At 65.2% G+C, this 19,129-nt stretch carries 23 protein-coding genes; 15 read left to right on the plus strand and 8 right to left on the minus strand.

Annotated elements, in window-relative coordinates; genetic code table 11:
• Nucleotides 1-342 precede the first annotated feature (342 nt).
• From ychF to HYG77_RS24705, 4 genes are all read left to right on the plus strand, one after another.
• Nucleotides 343-1,422, plus strand: a complete 1,080-nt coding sequence (ychF, locus tag HYG77_RS24690; protein WP_109332205.1) for a redox-regulated ATPase YchF — start codon at nucleotides 343-345, stop codon at nucleotides 1,420-1,422.
• A 337-nt stretch (nucleotides 1,423-1,759) separates the two neighbouring features.
• Complete coding sequence (locus HYG77_RS24695; RefSeq protein WP_208960930.1) at nucleotides 1,760-2,113, plus strand: type II toxin-antitoxin system RelE/ParE family toxin; 354 nt, start codon at nucleotides 1,760-1,762, stop codon at nucleotides 2,111-2,113.
• A 14-nt stretch (nucleotides 2,114-2,127) separates the two neighbouring features.
• Nucleotides 2,128-2,445, plus strand: a complete 318-nt coding sequence (locus tag HYG77_RS24700) for an XRE family transcriptional regulator (protein ID WP_230989920.1) — start codon at nucleotides 2,128-2,130, stop codon at nucleotides 2,443-2,445.
• 82 nt (nucleotides 2,446-2,527) lie between these two features.
• The gene (locus tag HYG77_RS24705; protein WP_208960932.1) at nucleotides 2,528-3,442 is read left to right on the plus strand and encodes an exodeoxyribonuclease III; all 915 of its coding nucleotides are present in this window, start codon (nucleotides 2,528-2,530) and stop codon (nucleotides 3,440-3,442) included.
• Nucleotides 3,443-3,472: 30 nt separating this feature from the next.
• Here HYG77_RS24705 and HYG77_RS24710 read toward each other — a convergent pair whose 3' ends face one another.
• Nucleotides 3,473-3,643, minus strand: coding sequence for a hypothetical protein (locus tag HYG77_RS24710; protein WP_204164790.1), 171 nt, complete (start codon nucleotides 3,641-3,643; stop codon nucleotides 3,473-3,475).
• A gap of 177 nt (nucleotides 3,644-3,820) precedes the next feature.
• The gene (locus HYG77_RS24715; RefSeq protein ID WP_109332201.1) at nucleotides 3,821-4,660 is read right to left on the minus strand and encodes a GAF and ANTAR domain-containing protein; all 840 of its coding nucleotides are present in this window, start codon (nucleotides 4,658-4,660) and stop codon (nucleotides 3,821-3,823) included.
• Nucleotides 4,661-4,841: 181 nt separating this feature from the next.
• Here HYG77_RS24715 and HYG77_RS24720 point away from each other — a divergent pair, with 181 nt between their 5' ends.
• Nucleotides 4,842-5,066, plus strand: a complete 225-nt coding sequence (locus tag HYG77_RS24720) for a hypothetical protein (RefSeq protein WP_208960933.1) — start codon at nucleotides 4,842-4,844, stop codon at nucleotides 5,064-5,066.
• Here HYG77_RS24720 and HYG77_RS24725 read toward each other — a convergent pair.
• The 3 genes from HYG77_RS24725 to HYG77_RS24735 form a co-directional block, all read right to left on the minus strand.
• Nucleotides 4,991-5,857: a PE-PPE domain-containing protein gene (locus HYG77_RS24725; RefSeq protein ID WP_208960934.1), complete on the minus strand. Its 867-nt coding sequence runs from the start codon at nucleotides 5,855-5,857 to the stop codon at nucleotides 4,991-4,993. The two genes, HYG77_RS24720 and HYG77_RS24725, sit on opposite strands and share 76 nt — an antisense overlap.
• 80 nt (nucleotides 5,858-5,937) lie before the next feature.
• On the minus strand, nucleotides 5,938-6,342 hold the full coding sequence (locus HYG77_RS24730; RefSeq protein ID WP_109332199.1) for a DUF1304 domain-containing protein: 405 nt from the start codon (nucleotides 6,340-6,342) through the stop codon (nucleotides 5,938-5,940).
• Entirely contained in the window at nucleotides 6,339-6,803 is a 465-nt protein-coding gene (locus HYG77_RS24735; RefSeq protein ID WP_208960935.1) for a hypothetical protein, read from the minus strand. The genes HYG77_RS24730 and HYG77_RS24735 overlap by 4 nt, the downstream gene beginning before the upstream one ends.
• 87 nt (nucleotides 6,804-6,890) lie before the next feature.
• Between HYG77_RS24735 and HYG77_RS24740 the strand changes: the two genes are divergently transcribed.
• A complete protein-coding gene (locus HYG77_RS24740) occupies nucleotides 6,891-7,961 on the plus strand; it encodes a helix-turn-helix transcriptional regulator (protein WP_208960936.1) in 1,071 nt (356 codons plus the stop codon).
• 14 nt (nucleotides 7,962-7,975) lie between these two features.
• Here HYG77_RS24740 and HYG77_RS24745 read toward each other — a convergent pair whose 3' ends face one another.
• On the minus strand, nucleotides 7,976-8,620 hold the full coding sequence (locus HYG77_RS24745; protein ID WP_208960937.1) for a dihydrofolate reductase family protein: 645 nt from the start codon (nucleotides 8,618-8,620) through the stop codon (nucleotides 7,976-7,978).
• Between the two features lie 202 nt (nucleotides 8,621-8,822).
• Here HYG77_RS24745 and HYG77_RS24750 point away from each other — a divergent pair, with 202 nt between their 5' ends.
• The 5 genes from HYG77_RS24750 (at nucleotide 8,823) to HYG77_RS39865 (ending at nucleotide 12,505) form a co-directional block, all read left to right on the plus strand.
• The gene (locus tag HYG77_RS24750; protein WP_208960938.1) at nucleotides 8,823-9,488 is read left to right on the plus strand and encodes a HEAT repeat domain-containing protein; all 666 of its coding nucleotides are present in this window, start codon (nucleotides 8,823-8,825) and stop codon (nucleotides 9,486-9,488) included.
• A 14-nt stretch (nucleotides 9,489-9,502) separates the two neighbouring features.
• Nucleotides 9,503-10,528: a MerR family transcriptional regulator gene (locus HYG77_RS24755; RefSeq protein ID WP_208960939.1), complete on the plus strand. Its 1,026-nt coding sequence runs from the start codon at nucleotides 9,503-9,505 to the stop codon at nucleotides 10,526-10,528.
• A gap of 92 nt (nucleotides 10,529-10,620) precedes the next feature.
• Nucleotides 10,621-11,361 (plus strand): NAD(P)H-binding protein, encoded by a 741-nt coding sequence (locus HYG77_RS24760; RefSeq protein ID WP_208960940.1) that lies wholly within the window; start codon nucleotides 10,621-10,623, stop codon nucleotides 11,359-11,361.
• A gap of 72 nt (nucleotides 11,362-11,433) precedes the next feature.
• Nucleotides 11,434-12,324, plus strand: a complete 891-nt coding sequence (locus HYG77_RS24765) for an alpha/beta hydrolase (RefSeq protein ID WP_208960941.1) — start codon at nucleotides 11,434-11,436, stop codon at nucleotides 12,322-12,324.
• Nucleotides 12,325-12,340: 16 nt separating this feature from the next.
• Nucleotides 12,341-12,505 (plus strand): hypothetical protein, encoded by a 165-nt coding sequence (locus tag HYG77_RS39865; protein ID WP_244373095.1) that lies wholly within the window; start codon nucleotides 12,341-12,343, stop codon nucleotides 12,503-12,505.
• A gap of 88 nt (nucleotides 12,506-12,593) precedes the next feature.
• On the opposite strand, the gene HYG77_RS24775 is transcribed toward HYG77_RS39865, so the two are convergent.
• Both HYG77_RS24775 and HYG77_RS24780 read right to left on the minus strand, forming a co-directional pair.
• Complete coding sequence (locus HYG77_RS24775; RefSeq protein ID WP_109332150.1) at nucleotides 12,594-13,730, minus strand: PrpF domain-containing protein; 1,137 nt, start codon at nucleotides 13,728-13,730, stop codon at nucleotides 12,594-12,596.
• 99 nt (nucleotides 13,731-13,829) lie between these two features.
• Nucleotides 13,830-15,221 (minus strand): SLC13 family permease, encoded by a 1,392-nt coding sequence (locus HYG77_RS24780; protein WP_208960942.1) that lies wholly within the window; start codon nucleotides 15,219-15,221, stop codon nucleotides 13,830-13,832.
• Nucleotides 15,222-15,361: 140 nt separating this feature from the next.
• Between HYG77_RS24780 and HYG77_RS24785 the strand changes: the two genes are divergently transcribed.
• From HYG77_RS24785 to HYG77_RS24800, 4 genes are all read left to right on the plus strand, one after another.
• Entirely contained in the window at nucleotides 15,362-16,288 is a 927-nt protein-coding gene (locus HYG77_RS24785; RefSeq protein ID WP_208960943.1) for a LysR family transcriptional regulator, read from the plus strand.
• A 97-nt stretch (nucleotides 16,289-16,385) separates the two neighbouring features.
• On the plus strand, nucleotides 16,386-17,045 hold the full coding sequence (locus HYG77_RS24790) for a helix-turn-helix domain-containing protein (RefSeq protein ID WP_109332146.1): 660 nt from the start codon (nucleotides 16,386-16,388) through the stop codon (nucleotides 17,043-17,045).
• Nucleotides 17,046-17,076: 31 nt separating this feature from the next.
• On the plus strand, nucleotides 17,077-18,258 hold the full coding sequence (locus HYG77_RS24795; RefSeq protein ID WP_208960944.1) for a hemerythrin domain-containing protein: 1,182 nt from the start codon (nucleotides 17,077-17,079) through the stop codon (nucleotides 18,256-18,258).
• 163 nt (nucleotides 18,259-18,421) lie between these two features.
• Complete coding sequence (locus HYG77_RS24800) at nucleotides 18,422-18,991, plus strand: dihydrofolate reductase family protein (protein WP_109335265.1); 570 nt, start codon at nucleotides 18,422-18,424, stop codon at nucleotides 18,989-18,991.
• Nucleotides 18,992-19,129 lie beyond the last annotated feature (138 nt).

Here is a 19,129-nt window from a genome sequence, read left to right on the forward strand (position 1 = left end):
GGGGGTCGGATGAAGTTGAAGAATCCAAGGGGAGGATCCCTCCATGCAACGACCGGGGGTCGCGGGTGCCGCCACACCCGTGGGGCGTGGAGGTCAGAGGGGCCCGGGGTACGGGTTTCAGTTACGGTGCGGTGATCGTTCGGGACCGCGTGCTGACTGTGTCCTTCCGGTGTGGTGCTTAGCCTTGTTACATCGTCAACCCGCCTCCCCCCGTTACGGGTCCCGGCCAGGAGTTTCGGCAGCCGTGCGGCAGCTCCGGGCTATCACCGGGTTACACCCCGAACGGGGACGCGCGCAACTGGTGACCGGTCACCGCGGCCGAGGCCGTAGAATCCAACGACCGTGAGCCTTACCCTCGGAATCGTCGGACTGCCCAACGTCGGCAAGTCCACCTTGTTCAACGCGCTGACCAACAACGACGTGCTGGCCGCGAACTACCCGTTCGCCACCATCGAACCCAACGTCGGCCTGGTCGAACTGCCCGATCCCCGGCTGAACAAGCTCGCCGAGATCTTCGGTTCCCAGCGGATCCTGCCTGCGACGGTGTCGTTCGTCGATATCGCCGGCATTGTGAAGGGCGCCTCCGAAGGCGCCGGTCTCGGCAACAAGTTCCTGGCCAACATTCGGGAAGCCGACGCCATCTGCCAGGTGGTACGCGTGTTCAACGACGACGACGTGGTGCACGTCGACGGCCGCGTCGACCCGGCGTCCGACATCGAGGTGATCGAGACCGAGCTCGTCATCGCCGACATGCAGACGTTGGAGAAGGCTCTGCCGCGGCTCGAGAAGGAAGCGAAGAAGAACAAGGACCTCAAGCCCCTGCACGAGGCCGCACTGGCCGCGCAGGAAGTGCTCGACACCGGCAAGACGCTGTTCAGCGCGAAAGACAAGCTCGACTTCACACTGCTGCGCGAGCTGAGTCTGCTCACCACCAAGCCGTTCCTCTACGTGTTCAACGCCGACGAGGCAGTGCTCACGGACGAGGCGAAGGTCGCCGAACTGCGCGCATCCGTCGCCCCCGCGGACGCCGTGTTCCTCGACGCCAAGGTCGAACAGGAATTGCTCGAGCTCGACGAAGAGGACCGGCAGGAGATGCTCGACTCCATCGGACAGTCCGAGCCCGGCCTCCACGCTCTCGCCCGCACCGGCTTCCACACCCTCGGCCTGCAGACCTACCTCACCGCAGGCCCCAAGGAAGCGCGGGCCTGGACCATCCACAAGGGCGACACCGCCCCCCAAGCCGCCGGCGTCATCCACACCGACTTCGAACGCGGCTTCATCAAGGCCGAGATCGTCTCCTTCGACGACCTCGTCGCCGCCGGATCCATGGCCGCCGCCAAAGCCGCCGGCAAGGTGCGCATGGAAGGCAAGGACTACATCATGGCCGACGGAGACGTCGTGGAGTTCCGCTTCAACGTCTAGAACGCCTGGTCGGCGGCTAGATACGGTCTTCGATGCACATTGAGTACACAGCAGTTCCTAGCGCCTCTTTGAATACGACGGTCGACTCGTCGTGCGATCTTCAGCGACGCTTCGTCGCGGAGAAGGCAGCCGAAGGTATCGCACGTGAGCGCCTGCGTTCCTACCCCGAGTCAGTCATGGGATGCGTCGATTAACTCGGATCGATTGGGCGAATCAGCGAGACCGAGCGATTCGTCCGTGATGCGCTTTCGATCCGTGCAAGGTCACCGATGGGGATGGCCCAGGCCGAGTTATGCTAAGTCTGGACCATACAACATAGAAGTTATATGATCTCCTTGTGTTCAACGTAGAACTCTTGAAGGAGGTTGAAGAATGGTTCATCGAACTTGCTTCGACCGACCCAGAGGCTGCCGAGCATGTTGCTGGTGCGATTGACCTTCTCGAGGCTACCGGTCCAACCTTAGGGCGCCCAGTGGTCGACAAGGTGAAAGCCTCTCGCTTTCACAGCATGAAGGAGTTGCGACCGCCGGGTACTCACATACGAATCTTGTTCATTTTTGATCCACACCGCGATGCGGTACTGCTAGTCGGCGGCGATAAGACTGGTCAATGGCGGGCGTGGTATGCCGAAAACATCCCGGTGGCGGACGACCGGTATCAGAAGCGGCTAGACGGAGATTACGACGACTGAAGGAGGTGTCGAAGGTGGCACGGAATTGGCGTGAGGTTCGCGCGGAGGCGGTCGACAACGGATTGATCGATCCGCAGCGCGCGGACAACGCACGTAAGGAGATGCATGAGATGGTGCGCGCCTACCGCCTGGCAGACATCCGTAAGGCCCAAGGGCCGCGGCAGGCGGATGTTGCTAAGGCGCTAGGTGTCTCACAAGCCCGAGTGTCGAAGCTCGAACGCGGCGACTTGCAACACACGGAGTTGGGCACCTTGGAATCGTATGTGGCTGCGCTCGGCGGACGCCTACGCGTGGTGGCGGACTTCGGAGACGACTCGATCACACTTCAGTAGTTTGTCGTCCGTTGGATCATCGATTCGGTTGAGAGCCTGACCCGGTACAGCGAGACGGCCCCGGTTCCCTACACTGTGCCTCGTGCGGATCGCGACCTTCAACGTCAATGGGATTCGTGCGGCGCAGCGGCGCGGATTCGAGGAGTGGCTGGCCGATCGTCGACCCGATGTGGTCGCGATCCAGGAGATGCGGGCTCGTGCCAGCGCTGTCCCGCCGGGTGTGTTCGGCGAGTACCACCTGGCGTACGACGAGGGGGAGCTCGCGGGCCGCAATGGTGTGGCGGTCCTGACTCGGTGTGCGCCCCTCGCGATTCGAACGTGGAGTGGTGTGGCTCTCGTGCAACGGCCGGGGGAAACGCACACCGAGACAGTGGAACTCGACCCGGTGCCGTTGGCCCGTGGGCTGGGGGAGTTCGCCAACGAGGGCCGGTACCTCGAGGTGGACCTTGCCGAGGCGCCGATCACCGTGGTGTCGATGTACCTCCCGAAGGGTGGCCTTCCGGCGCACCTCCAGAAGCCGGGGCGCATGCGGGAGGCGCCCGACGGTGGAGCCCGCTACGACCGCAAGATGCGGTTTCTCTCCGCATTCGCGCGACAGCTGACCCGCGCGCGCCGCACGGCACGCGCACGGGGCAGGGAACTGCTGGTGATGGGTGACCTCAATATTGCGCACACCCGTCACGACGTTCGGAACTGGCGCCGCAGCAACCAGGTGGAGGGTTATCTGCCGGAGGAACGTGAGTGGTTCGACTCCATCCTGTCGCCGCGCACGCTCGTCGACGTCGTCCGGCGACAGCATCCGGACGTCGACGGTCCGTACTCGTGGTGGTCGTGGCTGGGGCAGTCATTCGTGAATGATGTCGGGTGGCGTATCGACTACCACCTTGCGACGCCACGGCTGGCGGGGGCGGTGGTCGCGGCCGGCACCGACCGGGATCCGGCGGCGGACCGCCGAATGAGTGACCACGCTCCGGTGGTCGTGGACTACGCCTTCTAGCAGACCACACCCGGGACAGTGCGGCGAGAACTACAATCCGCGGCGGGCGACCTCAGCCTCGAGTTCTTCGATGCGCTCACGGGCGTGGATGCAGTACGCCTCGCCGTAGTCGTTGGCGACTGATTCTCCGAGGAGGGCCCGCTGCTCCGCCAGGATGGCGGTCAGTTTTTCGCTGCCCAGTGTGGAGACGTCGTCGTACACCGTCCCATTGTCGCAGGCGTAGGCCGCCGAAGCACGCGTACTCTCGTCCGGAAGTGGCTGCTCGTTCCTACGTGTGCATCTGCTCAGCGCACGGAGTTGAGAAAGCAGCTCCGAAGGCGCGCACGGTCCTGTTCGGTAGTCATATGCCGGGCAGGACTTTGTGCTGCAGTGCGCGGATCAGGAAGGTTCTTTCGCCGTCTCGTCGGCGGCTGCGGCGTCGACTCCGGAGACGGCGGCCAGCAGTTCTTTCGCGACAACCCGCAGCTTGCGGTTGCTGCGCTGCGAATTCTCGGCGAGCATCTGGAAGGCGGCGTCGGCGTCGATCCGGTGGATGGCCATCAGCATGCCCTTGGCCTGCTCGATCGGGGCGCGGCTTTCGAGGGCCTCGCGTAGCCCGTCGGCGAGATCCCGCGCATGCCGGAAGCGCGCATAGTCGGCGATGGCACGGGCCAGAGCGGCGGTCAGGGCATCGACGGCGGCTTCGTCCTGCTTGGTGAAGGCGTTGGGCCTGCGACCATAGATGTTGAGCGAACCGAAACGCTCGCTAGGTGTGTAGAGCGGGGCAGCAAGGAACGAGCGGACGCCTTCTTCTTTCGCGGCGGCGATGAACTGGGGCCACCGCGCGTCGGCACTGTCGACGTCTACGCGCACTGTCTCGCCCGTGGTTGCCGCATGCAGGCACGGACCCTCACCGATTTCGTACTGGTGGGCGTCGACCTGCAGGGTTCGCGCATCGGTGTGCACTGCGGTGAAGGTACGGCCGCCGGACACGATGGTGATGCCGCAGCTGTCGGCGCCATCGATCGCCTCGTGCGCGATCTCCACTGCTCGCTGCAGTACAACCACCAGGTGATCTTCGTCTGAGATCGATCCACCCATAGCGGTCACCAACGCGGCCAACCGCTCGACGCTCAGCGTCGCGGCAGACCGGGCAACCTTCTTCACCACCGCAGGGGCGTCCTCGGGTGAGGCGAGGACGGAGTCTGCGGTGGCCGCATCAGCGTGATATGCGTCCATAACGACCCATTATGACCCCGCGCCGCTTCGATGTGGAACCAGGGCGTTCCCGAACTGTGGAGGCGGTGAGCGTCGGGGAGTCTCTCGAGCCTCAGGTCTGAAGCTGTGGTTGAGCCATCGGGTATCCGGGCACGTATCTATAGGAAGGTGTCAGAGCGGTCGGCAACCGGAGGAGATCCTGATGAGTATGCGACAAATGGTGACCGGTGCACTCGCTGTCGGGAGGTTGGCGCTCGACGCGGGCGCTGCTCTCATTTCCCTCGGCGGACTGATGGCAGTGCACAGTGCGGTCGGTGAGGGAGCGTCGATGGCCGTCCTCGCGCGTTCGGTTCAGGCGGCCGGGCTCAGCGACTCGGAGACGGTGTGGTCATCCGCCGTGTCGCACAGCCAGCGTGCCAACACCTGACATCCCGTCAGCCCACGCGCGTCGAGGGGTTCGGTTGCGTACGCGATGTGCCGTCCACCCCGCCGGTTGGCGATACGAATACCACGCCAGGCCAGCCGTGGCGGGAGGTAGCCAAGAATTTCGACGAGTGCGATACGCAGACGCCGGAGGTCGGTACGCCACTGACGGGGGCTGAAGCGGGTCTTCGCCGCATTCTGGAAACTGTTGTGGCGGAGCAGCTGCCACATGTGCGCACACCAGGTGTGCGCGGTGCGCAGCGACATCGATCGGGTGAGATCCGCAATGTCGCGGACGTAGCTGTCGTCGCTGGCATTACAGATCATGTCCTGCGGGTTCGCCACCCACATCACCGAAACCGCGGCGGGGAGTGGCGGGCCCTCGCCGGCGACGCCGCGTCCCTCGCAGCCCGGCACCACCCCGGCCGGTTGCTGCGGATCCGAAATGAATCCGGCGGCAACGATGCGGCCCACTGGGACAATGCCCGCAGCAATCATTCCCAGAAGTTCCCGGATGACCGTGCACCCCTGCGAGTAGCCGATCAGGGCGATCGGGCCGGCGTCTTCCCGGAGTCGGTCGAGTAACGCGCAGACTCCCGCTTCGGTGCTCTGCACGTAGCTGAGGCCGCCCGTCGCGACTGGCCCGTACGACGCCGGGTAACCGACCCATTGGGGCGCAAAACGGTCGTCGAGTCGGACGGTCACTTCGCGGAGGAGGCCCGAGACTTCGGTGCGGCGGTCATCGGGACGGGATTCGCCGGTGCCACCGACGGCGAGCACGGTCATCTGTGACATCACTCCATGGTGCCGCCCGGCGACCCTCTGGGGTGGGTTCGGAGCCTGAGAACTTACTGGCAATCGCGAGACGATCGTGCTCATCCGATCGCCAGGGCCACCAACGCCACCAGGGGAGGTGTGCTCTGGGACAGGGCTCCGGCGACGCCCGACCCGCGAGGGCGGCTCAAGGCCATACGGTCCGAGACGGCCAGGGCGATTCCTGCCAGGAACATGAAGATGCAGGTGTAGATCACGAGGGTGCGGCCCGCGGTGTCCGACCCGGCCCACCAGAGAACCACGCCGGCCACCGCGCCGGAACCGAGGAACAAGTTGTAGAAACCGACGTTGAACGCCCACAGGCGGACGGCCGGTACGTCGGAGGTGGGAATCCGGAACAGCCGCTCGTGCACCGACGGCCGGAGGAACACCACCGACTCCCACACGAACGCCAGTAGATGAACGGCCGCCGCGATCAGCGTCGCAATCTGAGCAATGACGATCATGACGCACCTGCTTGGCTCGCCAGCGTGATCCCGTACTCGTTCGCGACCTTGTGGAGAAGGGGAGCGACGTCCTCCTCCGAGTGCTGAGCGCGACCGAGGGCGTCGAGTTCGGTGAAGAACCCGCTCATGTCCGCACCGGCCGTGACGAGGAGGAACTCGGCCGACTCGCTGAGAACGGTGAAGGTGTTCATCGTTCCCGGGGGGAAGATGATGGATTCACCCGCGGCGAGTTCGTAACCGGTGTCGGCCGCCTGGACGAGAATCCGGCCGCGCAGTAGGTGGTAGGACTTCGGCCACGGCTCGGTATGCAGTGGCCCCGGTCTGCCTTGCCGACTCTCGACCAGGAAGACCTCGTATGCCCCGCGGGTGACCTCGCCGGGTACCAGCACCGTGATATCGGCGTCGGGAATGGTGAGGCGTAGGCCGTCACAGGAGCGGAGGATGTGAACGTGGGTAGACATACTGCGACCGTAAGACCGGGGTGATCGGTGGCCCATCCCAGAAATCTGGGATAGCCGCGACGGTGTGAGCAGCGCATACTTGGCTGCATGCTCGAGATCCGAGCGGACAGGATCCGCCGGGAAGTGGTGGCGTTGGCGGCATCGGGTGCCGGCGTCACGCAAGTGCACGAGCGCGCCATCGAACTGGTCGAGCAGACGGTGTCCAGTGACCTGACGTGTTGGGCGATGATCGACCCGGAGTCGCTCGCGATCAGTTCGATGACCAGCGGGCGCAATCGCATTCCCCAGGAATACGAGCCGCTGCTTGCCGAGTCGGAATACGGCGGACGTGATCCCGCGACATTTGCCGATCTCGCCTGCACCGGTCGTGGAGTCGCACGTGCCTCCGACCTGCCCGTCGATGAGGTGGCGCGCAGTCTCCGGCACAGTGGCGTGTGGCGGCCCCTCGGTCTCCCACGCGAGGTTCGGGTCATCTTTCGAGTGGACGGAACCTGCTGGGGTGGAGCCGGCTTCGTTCGATCGGGGCCGGATTTCTCCGACCGCGACATCGAGTTTCTCGCGCTGGTGGCGCCGGGGCTGGCGGCCGCGACCCGGGCAGCGGCAGTGCACTCTCCGGCTACCCACCCACCGGACGATCAGGGGCCGGCAGTGGTGTTGACGAGTGCCACGGGCGATCCCCTTTCCTTCACCTCCGCGGCCCGAACCTGGCGGGATCGCGTCGAGGAAGTCGCCCACGGGCGGATGACCGTGGTGCTACGGGCCGCGACATTCGGTGCACGGTCCAGCAGTTCCGGGATCTTCCGGGCCCGGATCCGTGACGCACACGGCGGCTGGATTCTGGTGCGAGCAACCGCCATGCTCGGTGGCGACGAATCGCAGACCGTAGTCACTTTCGAATCGGCCGGTGGCAGCGACCTCACCGGTCTACTGCTCGCCGCCTATGGGTTGACCGCACGAGAACGCGAAATCTGTAGCGACGTCGTGGCGGGATACGCCACATCCGACATCGCGCAGCGCCGTGCCATCACTGCCAACACCGTGCAGGATCACCTGAAATCCGTCTATGCGAAGACGGGAGTTCGCAGTCGCGCCGAACTCGCTGCGCGGCTCCGATTCGGCCCTGCGGGGAACCGGCAGGCGCCGGTTCCCCGCAGGTGAGTCGGGCGAAGTGATCACCTGCGCCAGAACAGGTGGTGTGCCACACCGCTGGGGCTCGGCACAACCTCGAGATGAAACCGGTCGAGCAGCTCATCGGGGGACTCCCACAGTCGCACGCCGGACCCGAGTTGCACCGGAGAGACCACCACATGCATCGTGTCCACGAGGTCGGCGTCGAGGAACTGCCGGATGGTGGTAGCCCCGCCGCCGAGTCGGACGTCCTTGCTGCCCGCGGCGTCACGCGCTTGCTCGAGAACTGTGGCAGGGTCACCTCCGACGAAGTGGAATGTGGTGTCGGAGAGGGTGAACGACGGACGCTCGTGATGAGTCATCACGAATACCGGGGTATGGAACGGGGGTTCGTCGCCCCACCAGCCGCGCCAGCTGAGGTCCTCCCACGGCCCCCGTTGGGGTCCGAATTTGTTGCGGCCCATGATCTCGGCGCCAATGTTTCGGGCGAAATCCCGCGTGAAGTAGTCGTCGAGTCCGCGGCTCCCACCGGGGTCGGTCCGCATGGGCCAGCTCGCCGTGGCGCCGGCCCAGGCGAACATCTCGCCGGGGTCGGCGTGGCCGAACGGTCTCTCGAAGCTCTGGTTTTCACCCGCGCCGAACCCGTCACCAGACACAGTGAAGTTCTGGACTCTCAGCAGCTGATCCATTCAGTTTCTCCTGCACTGTCGAAGAGGGTGATGATGGTTGGACTCCGCGAGCCGGACAAACTCATCGGTGGAACTCGCACCCCTCACAGTAGAGATGCCGGCGACTTCTCTCGTGCAAGATCTGCGAGTTGATCGACGCCCACCCTGACAGCAACGCTTGACCCTGACACAGTGACAAGGACTCGAATGGTCGGCGAAGGAGGTGGTTGTCGTGAACACAACCAACCACGGTGGGCCGAACGCCCACCTCGTCGACACTCTGGCAGCGGGCGGCCCGTCGAGCCGGCTGCGGGCGGCACTCGCGGCCGGAACGCGCCCTGACCCCCAGCTCACGGACGCTCTCGTCGCGCGGTGCGCCGTCGAACCGGACTTCTTCGTCCGCGACATGCTGACCTGGGCATTGTGCCGCCTGCCCCCCGAGCTCACGGTGCCGAGACTGGTCCGAGAGCTCGGGTCCGACACCGCGCAGGCCCGCAGTCAGGCGCTGCACACCCTGTCCAAGATGGGGGATCTGCTCGCCTGGCCCGGGGTGTGGGGATTGGTGCACGACGAGCACGACGAGGTCGCGCGCAGCGCGTGGCGGGCGGCCGTCGTGCTCGTGCCGCCGGGCGAGGAGGCCGCGCTCGCGGCCGATCTGGCGACAGAATTAGGCCGGGGCGATCAGCACCTGCAGCTCAGTCTGAGCCGTGCGCTGGTCGGACTCGGGGACGCTGTCCTACCGGTCCTCGACGACGTGGGGGCGAGTCCCGATCCGCGGATTCGTGCGCATGCCGATGCTACGAAGCAGCTCTGTCACGACCCCGACAGCGGATTCACCCTTGCACTCGAGATGGCGACGCGCGTCGCGGTCGCCGGCCCGGACGCGTAGCGGAAGGAGAGGCAATGTTGATCGGCGAGGTTTCTCGGCGGTGCGGCGTCAGTACGCGAATGCTGCGTCACTACGACACGTTGGGATTGGTCAGTCCCACCGGCCGCACCACTGGTGGCTACCGCGAATACTCCGCCGACGACATCCGACGGCTGTTCCACGTCGAGAGCCTGAGGACGTTGGGGCTGTCGTTGAACGAGGTCAAACGAGCATTGGACGGGCCCGATTTCGCTCCGGCCGATCTGGTGGGTGACCTCATCCGGCACACCCGCCAGCGAATCGCTGCCGACGAGGAACTGCTCGCGAAGCTCGAACGTGTAGACGCCGCCTCCCCGGCGGAGTGGGAAGATGTGCTGCGCATCGTTGCCCTGCTGCGCGCACTCGAATCGGAGTCTGCGGCCCGTCGTCAACAAGCGATCCTGTCGCAGAGCGGGAAGGCATCGCTACCCGTCGAAGCGCTGGTCGAGGCCGCCCTCGCGGAGGAAGACCCCAATGTGGCCGGTGCGCTGCAGTGGTCGTTGGCGAGGGTCGCCGGTCGCGGACTTGCGCATCTCGCCAAGGGTCTCGACGCGGAGGAGGTCGACGTCCGGCGTCGCGCGACTGCCGCGATAGCGGCTGTCCACACAGCGGAGGCAACGGTACAACTGAGACGAGCCCTCGATGATTCGGATGCCGGCATCCGCGGATACGCCGCCCTGGCTCTCGGCTCTCGTGGAAACATCGACTCGATACCGGCCCTCCTCGAGATGGTCGTCAACGGGCGGCGCGATGTCGAGGCGGCCGAAGTCCTGGGCCTGCTGACGACCATTGCATCTCCGGCGGAAGATATCGTCGAGGCCCTGCAGCGCGAGCTCGACAACGCCGACGATGCGCCCACCAGGCTGCGAATCACACAGGCCCTCGCGGAGATTCCCGGCACGGCGGCACGGGCGGCACTCGGCAGGCTCACCGACGACGGCGACCGGACGATCGCGTCCACCGCCGCAGCGATCGTGAGCGTGCAGGACCGCGGTCGAAGCCCGCAACGAACCCGGCGATAGCGGTTCACAGCGCGTTGCCGAGCGAGGACAATGGGCAGAGGCCTCCGGCATCTCGGCGCCGACCGTCGGCGACGGCCGTGAAAGGTGAGACGATGAAGCTTGCAGTCATCGGTGGTACCGGGTTGATCGGATCGCAGGTGGTCCGCAAGCTGAACGAAGCCGGTCACGAGGCGATTCCCGCGTCGCAGTCCACCGGGATCGACCTGATCTCGGGTCAGGGTCTGGACAGCGCACTCGAGGGTACAGATGTGGTGATCGATGCCTCGAACTCTCCGACCTTCGATGAGGCCTCCCTGGACTTCTTCCGCGCCTCCATGAGTAACCTGCTGGCAGCCGGGGAACGTGCCGGTGTCCGGCATCAGGTGGTCCTCTCGATCGTCGGTGTCGATCAAGTGCCCCAGTTGGATTACTACCGGGCAAAGACCCTCCAGGAGAACCTGCTCCGGCAGGGGCCGACGCCGTACTCCATCCTTCGTGCCACCCAGTTCTTCGAGTTCGTCGACGCCGTCTTGTCTTGGACCTCCGACGGCGATACAGTGCGGCTGCCCTCCACCCCACTCCAGCCGATTGCCGCTGCGGAGGTGGTCGATGCGCTCGTCGAAGTCTCCACTGGTACACCGCTGGGAGGTATCCGAGACATTGCCGGTCCGGAGGTTTTTCCTCTCGACGAACTTGGCAGAATCACGTTGGCGGCGCAGGGCGATGCCCGGACCGTGACTCTCGACGAGAATGCCGGCTTGTTCGGCGCAGTTACCGGAGACGTGCTCACAGCGGGTTCGGACGCTCGTCTGGCGCCCACGCACTACCGAGACTGGCTTCAGCAGCGTCGCTGACGTGCGAGGGAACTGCAGTTTCGACGCCGCCGACCCGGGTTCATGTTCCGGCCAACACTGTGAGGAGTCCACGTGACGCGAGAGGGAAGTATCCGGGTCGGCGACCGGACCATCACGTATCTCGAAACCGGTGACCCGGGTGGACCACTCGTGCTGCACAACCACGGGGGACCCTCGAGCCGACTGGAGGCCGAACTGTTCGATCCGTATGCGAAGGCCAACGGACTGAGATTCGTATGCGCGGATCGGCCGGGCATGGGCGGGTCAGATCATCAGCCGGACCGCACCTTCGAAAGCTGGACCGATGACCTCCTGCTGCTGGCCGACTCCTTCGGCGCACACCGATTCGCAGTAACCGGCTGGTCCGAGGGTGGACCGTGGGCCCTCGCGGCCGCCGCCTATCTGGATCCCGCACGGCTGGTCAATGTCGTGTGCATCGCCGGGGGCAATTACGGAACGTTCGGATCGAACTGGGCCGCGAAGTATCTCAGTAGCGTCGACGCGCTGGGCGGCCGCCTGGCGCTTCACTTCCATCCCGGTTTCACACTCATGTACGACGTGCTCGGTATCAGTGCCACACATTTCGCGGATCGTTACGCGAAGGCGATCACGCAGTCGGCGTGCACCGCGGATCGGGAGGTGTTGGCTGACGAAAAGGTCCTCGACGCGTTTCTGAGGGCAGGGCGCGAATGCTTCCGGCATGGCGCAGACGGACTTGTCGCCGATGCCACGATGCTCTACAAGGCCTGGCCGTTCGACATGACGACAGTGTCTCGCCCCGTGCACTTCTGGCAGGGAAGCGCCGACACCCTGGTGCCGGAGATCATCAACAAGACGGTAGCGGACAAGACCCCCGGCGCCGTCTGGCACCCGATCAGTGGTGGTGGTCATTTCATCGCCGTCAGCCACGCGAACGACATTCTCGCGCTGGTAGCGAACGATCTTGCGCCAGCAGGGAACTAATGCTCATTGTCAGGTCATGACGTCTCGGGCCGACACCGATGCCGACCTCATCCTGGCGACGAGTTCCAACGGCGCGTTGGAGAGTCTGGAACAGCAGCCGGCATTCCAGTCCTCGACTCCGCTGTGTGGCGTTGACGACCCCGTACTGCACCTTCTGAACGACCTCACACGCAACACCTAACACGGAGCGAGATTCGAGACGCAGTCTGATTCGCCCTCCACGTTGGCACGCATCCGGAGGAGGTCCGGACAAGCGTGAACCGTTTCCTTCAGGCCCCCGCACCCACGAGCGCGGAAGCCGAGATTGCCACGAAGAGATCTGCGGTCGCGATTCGTCGTACGGCTCGGTGCAGGGTCACCGTCTGCAGGATGCCCTGAGGGTCGAGGGCGTAGTCGACGTCGAGAACGCCTGCAGCGGTGCCGATACGGAGCGAACCTGGCCAGCCGATTCGGGCGTTGGTGGCGACGGTCCCGCCCGACACGGTGACGGCTGCCGCCACTGCGACAGCGGAGGTGAGCCCGATCGCGGGATGGGGCGCCATCATCGACATCATGCGTACCGACACGTCGTAGTCCTCGGCGCGCACCAGAGTTCCCGTTGCGGTGCGGTAGTCCGTGGGTGGTCCGACGATTCCCACTTTCGGGATAGCGTGGGTTATCGGATCGGTGGGCCGTGCGAGTCCCATCAGGAGTGCAGCCTCGCGGCGAAGGGCGATGAGCGTGGGAAGCCGGTCGGCGAGGGTGTCGTTGTCCTCTGCGCCGGTGAGCCCGAGGTCCGTCGCGTCGAACAGCGCGGCGGGAGCGCCGGCCCGGACGAGTGTTCCTCGGTACATGTTGCTGCCGAGCTCGATTTGGTTGACGGCCTGGCCGGTCGGCAGCACGGTGGTGCGATCGGTGTCCAACCCGGTGAACGTCAGACCCACCGGCACGCCGAGTGCGGGCGTGCCCGGGACCGAGGCGCTTCCCTCGGTGGGGACGTGGCGACCCGGCGTGGCGATCTCTGCCCGCAGTACGGCTCCGGTGTTCTGGTTCCGCATGCGCACGATCGTGAGGGTGTCGTCGATGGCGACCAATCCGGCTTGGACTGCGTAGAGGCCGATCGCGGTGGCGCAGTTGCCGCAGTCGCTGCCCCATTCGACCGTCCGGTCGTCGATCGCCACCTGAGCGAACAGGTAGTCGACGTCGATGTCCGGCACGGTGGATCGCCGCACGATGGCGGCCTTGGATGTGGTGGAGCTACCGCCTCCGACGCCGTCGAGCTGCCTCGGATCGCCGGACCCGAAAGCGGCCGTGAGGATGTTGTCGAGTCCGCCGGCGCCGGCGATGTAGGGGTCGATGTCGACGGCGTTGAAGAGCCAGCACTTGCTGGTCCCGCCTCGCATCCAGGTGCCTCGGAGAGTGAACATCGGGTGGCCTTTCGATCGTGTCTGTGCTTCCAGGCTGTGGTCCGCGAGGTTCAAGCACAATAGAGAAATCTGTCGTGGTCGTTCAGTGCGGCTTAAGAGTCAGAGCAGTTCCGGCACGACGACCAGGATCAGCCAGCACAGCGCCGGGGCGACGGCGACGACGATGCCTGCGTTGAGCAGCAGCTGACGGTAGAAGCGCGGCCGCTCGATGTTCTGGGCATTGGCGAGAACGAGGGCGCCGTTCGTCGAGAACGGGGACACGTCGACGACGGTGGCGGAGATGGCGAGAGCGGCGACGACACCGACCACTGGTAGCGCTCCCGTTCCCAGCAGCGGCATGGCGAGCGGAATCACCGCGGCTAGCAGTGCGGTGGAGGATGCGAAGGCGGAGGTGACGCCGATGACGTAGCAGAGCACGAACGCGACGATGAGCGGTGCGCCGATGGTGATGGCCATCTCTGCCAGGTGGTCGATGGTGCCCACCTCTTGCAGGATGGAGATATAGGTGACCATGCCCGCCACGAGGAGGACCGTCGACCAGCTGATGTCCGCGATCGCGTCGTTCTGCTTCTTCAGATCGGTGAACGCCAGGACAGCTCCCGCCGCGATGGCTATGAAGCTGATCGGCAGATGCAGGACCAGGACCAGCACCAGCAGGGCGCCAATGAGGAACAGCGTCAGCTTTTGGGCGCGGGTAACGGGTGCGGGTGCATCGATGAGGGTGGTCGAGACCGGCCGCGTGAGTACCCGCGTGCCCGGCGCTCCGGAGCTGCTGCTGCTGCTGCCGCCGCCCGTGGGCAGTGTGGTCCGGTGCGGCGCGCCGTCACGTGAACCGCCGAGGGGCGCGGCATCAGTCGATCCGGTCGCGGAGAACTCCAGTCCTCGGGTGCGGGCGAGCGCGGCGTAGCCGACCACTGTCAGTACCGAGAGCAGCAGGTTGATGCCGTAACTGGAGAAGAACAACGTCCACGGGGCGATCGAGAGGCCGTTCGACTCGACGATGTCTCGGACCAGGACACCGGAGACGGAGATCGGCGAGAAGGCGCCGGCGTGGGCCCCATTGATGACCATGATGCCCATGACCAGTGAGCTCATGTGAGTGCGGGCGGCGAACGCCATCGCGGCAGGGATGATCAGGGCGACGGCGGCGGGACTGAATGTTCCCAGTGCGGTGAGCACGGATGCGGTGAAGAAGAACACCCAGGGAACGACCGTGACCCGTCCGTTCACCGCACGAATGCAGCTGTTGACCAGCAGGTCGATGGTGCCGTTGCGCTTGGCCATGCCGAAGAAGTAGGTCACTCCGACGATGGTGAGCACGATCGAACTCGGAAACGCGGTGAGAATTTCCTTGTCGTCGTACCCGAGTGCGAAGTAGCCGACGACGAAAGCGCCGATGAAGCCGAGAATGCCGATGTTGATCGGAAAGAAGGTGGCGATCGCGAACATCGCAACGAGCGCGATGAGCGGGAGGATCTCGATGGAGGTCATAAGAGAGCTTTCCAGGCGTGGGCAGAAGGTCACATTCAGCGCTTGAACGTCGTCCACATCACACTATTGACGGCACCGGCTTTAGGGCAATACCGTTTCGCTACTGATCCCTTTAGCTCAACTGAAGTCGGGAGGTTCGAGTGCAGCACTCATTCGACGTCGTCACGCTGTTCCTGTTGCTCGACATTGCGGAAGCGGGTTCGTTGACTGCCGGTGCCGAGCGCGCTCGGATGACCCCTTCGGCGGCGTCGCAGCGCATCGCAAAGCTCGAACACAGCATCAAGCAGCCGGTGCTCACCCGGCTGCCCCGTGGGGTCCAGCTCACCGAGGCCGGTGAAGTCCTGACCAGCCGCGCACGCCTGTTCCGACGCGAGATGCGCGCGGCGAGCGGCGATCTCGAAGCGATTCGGGGCCTGCAGCGCGGGTCCGTGCGGCTCGGTTCTTTCCCTACTGTCAGCGCGTCGCTGCTCTCTGACGCGCTGAAGGAGTACCACTCACGGTGGCCTGAAGTCGACGTGCGGGTGCGTTCGGCGGTACGCCCGCAACTTCTCGACATGCTGCACTCGAGCGAGGTGGATCTGGCGTTGCTGTGGTCCTACTCGTGGACTGAGGAAGCCGAGCGGTCGCTGTCGCTTGAAACGTTGATGGAGGACGAGACGGTCCTGTTGCTTCCCATCGATCATCGGAGCGACGACGAGATCGCGCTACCGGATCTTCGCGATGCTCGCTGGATCATCCGAAGCAACGACCATCCGGCAGGGGAGGTTCTTCTCCGTAGTTGCCGCGCAGCCGGATTCGAACCCGACGTCGTCTACGAAGCCCACGACTACCAGGAGATCGAAGCGATGGTCGCCGCCGGGGTCGGAATCGCCATGGTTCCGAGGCTCGCCGTGGCCTACCACCGGCCGGACGTCCGGACGGTGACGTTTCGTAAGCAGGACCGCGTGCCGACGCGCGTCATCTACATCGCCTCTCTCGCTCGCCGCCAGTACACCCCAGCCATGTACGCGATCTCACGCGCACTACGCGGCGCCGCCGATCGCATGGCCACCGCTCCATCCGTCTGACGGCGGGGGTGCGCGTGCAGAAGGGGCGAGTGTGAAAGCAGCACCGAAATCACCGGAACGCTCTTGTATCGAAAACTTGCCCGTTCTAGGCTGAGGTATGGCCACGGTCGGTCGTGATTCGGCGGCGCCAAGCGGGTCCGAATCCCGCCGGTATCGTTCTCCGCTGCGTCGGATGCAGGCAGCTCAAACGCGGGTTGCCGTACTCGAGGCCGCCGCGCGGTTGTTCGCCGAGCGCGGCTGGGCAGGCACCGGCATGAGGGATGTCGCGCAGGCCGCGACGGTGTCCGTCGAAACCGTCTACACGACGTTCGGTTCCAAGGCCTACCTGTTGAAGGCGGCACTCGAGGTCGCCATTGTCGGCGATGACGCGCAGGTGCCGTTGGCCGACCGGCCCGTCTACACGGCAATCGGTGCGGGGCACACGAGTGGCGACCGCATCGAGATCGCTGCGCGCATGATCGCCTCGATCAACGAGCGCATCCACCGCCTGGCGGGGGCAATCCGCCAGGGTGCGACGGTTGATACCACGCTGGCAGCGGCGTCCGTCGACCTGGAAGGGCAGCGCAGGCGCTCGGCTGCCGACGTCGCAAATATGATCATGGGCCGTCAGCCCGACCCCGGTCAGGTCGACGAACTATGCGTCCAGACCAGCGACCAGGTGTATGCCCTGTTCGTACAAGAATGCGGCTGGACTCGCGTCCGATACGAGTCGTGGCTGATCGACCGCATCGCAGAAATCCTCAACCGCCCGAGCTGAATTCTCGTGCGCCTTTATCTGGAGTCCGTCAATGACAACCGACACTCTGCCCCACGCCGACACCCGGATCATGCGCATCGTGCACAACGCGCTACGCCGCGATCTTGCTCGCGCGATACAGGTGCTGGGCGCTGCCCCTGCGCCCACATCGGCCCAGCGGGTCGCCCTCGCCGACCACCTCGCGTGGATGATGCATTTCCTTCACCTGCACCACAGCGGCGAGGACGATGCCCTATGGCCTCTCGTCCGTCAGTTGAACCCGGCCGCCGGAGCACTCCTCGACGTGATGGAAACCGACCATGCTCGGATCGGCCCGGAGATCGAGCGGGTCACCGCCGCGGCAATCGAATATCGTGCCGATTCCGCTGCCCGACAGGACCTTCTACATTCCCTTACCATTCTGGAGCACGTTCTCCTGTCGCATCTGCAGCGTGAAGAGGACGAGATGATGCCGGTCGTCGCCCGGACCCTGACCGGTCGGCAATGGGACGAGGTGGAGCAGCGCGTCTTCATAGCCTCGAAAACCAAGCGGGAGTTGGGAACCGAAGCTCACTGGATCGTCGACGGTGTCGATCGCGAGGATTACGACGTCGCCGTCCGTAAAGTCGGTCCCGTCACTCGGTTCATCTTGCTCCATACGTTCGCGCGACCCTATCGGCGGGCGTGCGCCGCCCGGTGGGGCGCTCATCTCGACGTCAGCCCCCGTCTCCACCGGCCACCTCGCACCGAGGGCTCGGTGGAACTGTGGATCGACGCCCCGGCCCGACAGCTGTACGACGCGGTCGCCGACGTCACGCGCATCGACGAACGCAGCCCCGAGTGCCGGCGCTGCGCATGGTTGCCGGGACGGTCACCGGGATCCGTGGGCGCCCGATTCCGGGGGCACAACCGCGCCCATCACCTGCGCTGGTCGCGGCTGTGCGAGGTGACCGTCGCCGACCCGGGTAGGACGTTCGAGTTCCATACGGTCTCGGAGCGTCGCAACCCGCTGTACCACGACTCGACAACCTGGACCTACACCTTCAGAGCGGACGGCGACAGAACGCGGGTGACGCATTCGTACCGGATCGACCGACTGCCGTACCGCCCACTGCTCGCGCTCTATTTACGTCTGCTCCCGCAGCATCGAGACATGCGACCCCAGATGCGACAGAATCTCGAGGCGCTGCGGACGCAGGCGCATGCCGGCACGACCCTGCCCAGAACGGCGTAGGCACTCCGGACGGTCGAGATCAGGCGGCTTGCAAGAGTCGGCCGAGTCCACCACGCTGAGCAGCGAGCACGAGGACTACCGGCGAACCCAGATCGCGCACCGATGAGTTTCTCGCGCCGCGCTGGTCTATACGCCGGACACCCACGGACGGAAAGGCTGTGCCATGCGGAAACTGATCTACGGCATGAATTTGACCCTGGACGGCTACATCGCTGCGGCCGGCGACGACATAAGTTGGGGCGGACCGCCGAGCGACGAGCTGTTCCAATGGTGGCTCGACCACGAGCAGGCGAGTGGCCTGTCGCTGTATGGGCGCAAGCTGTGGGAGACGATGAGCTCCTACTGGCCGACCGGCGACCAACAGCCCAACGCCACCCCGGCGGAGATCGAGTTCGCGCGGAACTGGCGGGACACGCCGAAGGTGGTGTTCTCCTCGACGATCGACAGACAGGTCGACTGGAACACCCGCCTGGTCACCGGCGACGCGATCGCCGAGATCACCCGGCTCAAGGCCGAGGACGGCGGCCCCATGAACATCGGCGGCGCAACGCTCGCCGGGTCGGCCATGCGCGCCGGGCTGATCGACGAGTACGCGATCGCCGCCTACCCAGTCCTGGTGGGCGGCGGCACGCCGTTCTTCACCGCGCTGGACAGCTGGGTGAACCTGAACCTGGTGGAGACGCGGACATTTCCCGGCGGCGTGGTCCTGACCAGGTACGAGACGAGGCGCTGAGCACCACCCATGCGCTAGTCTCACGGTGATGTCGTACTGGTACGACGCAGCCCGTGAGATTACGGCATCAACCGCGAGACCCTACATGGCTGGAGCGTCTCACTGCCGGTGGCATTTTGAGACGCTGCACAGGAAGCG

This window comes from Rhodococcus sp. ZPP, assembly GCF_017656075.1.
GTDB classification, from domain to species: domain Bacteria; phylum Actinomycetota; class Actinomycetes; order Mycobacteriales; family Mycobacteriaceae; genus Rhodococcus_F; species Rhodococcus_F oxybenzonivorans.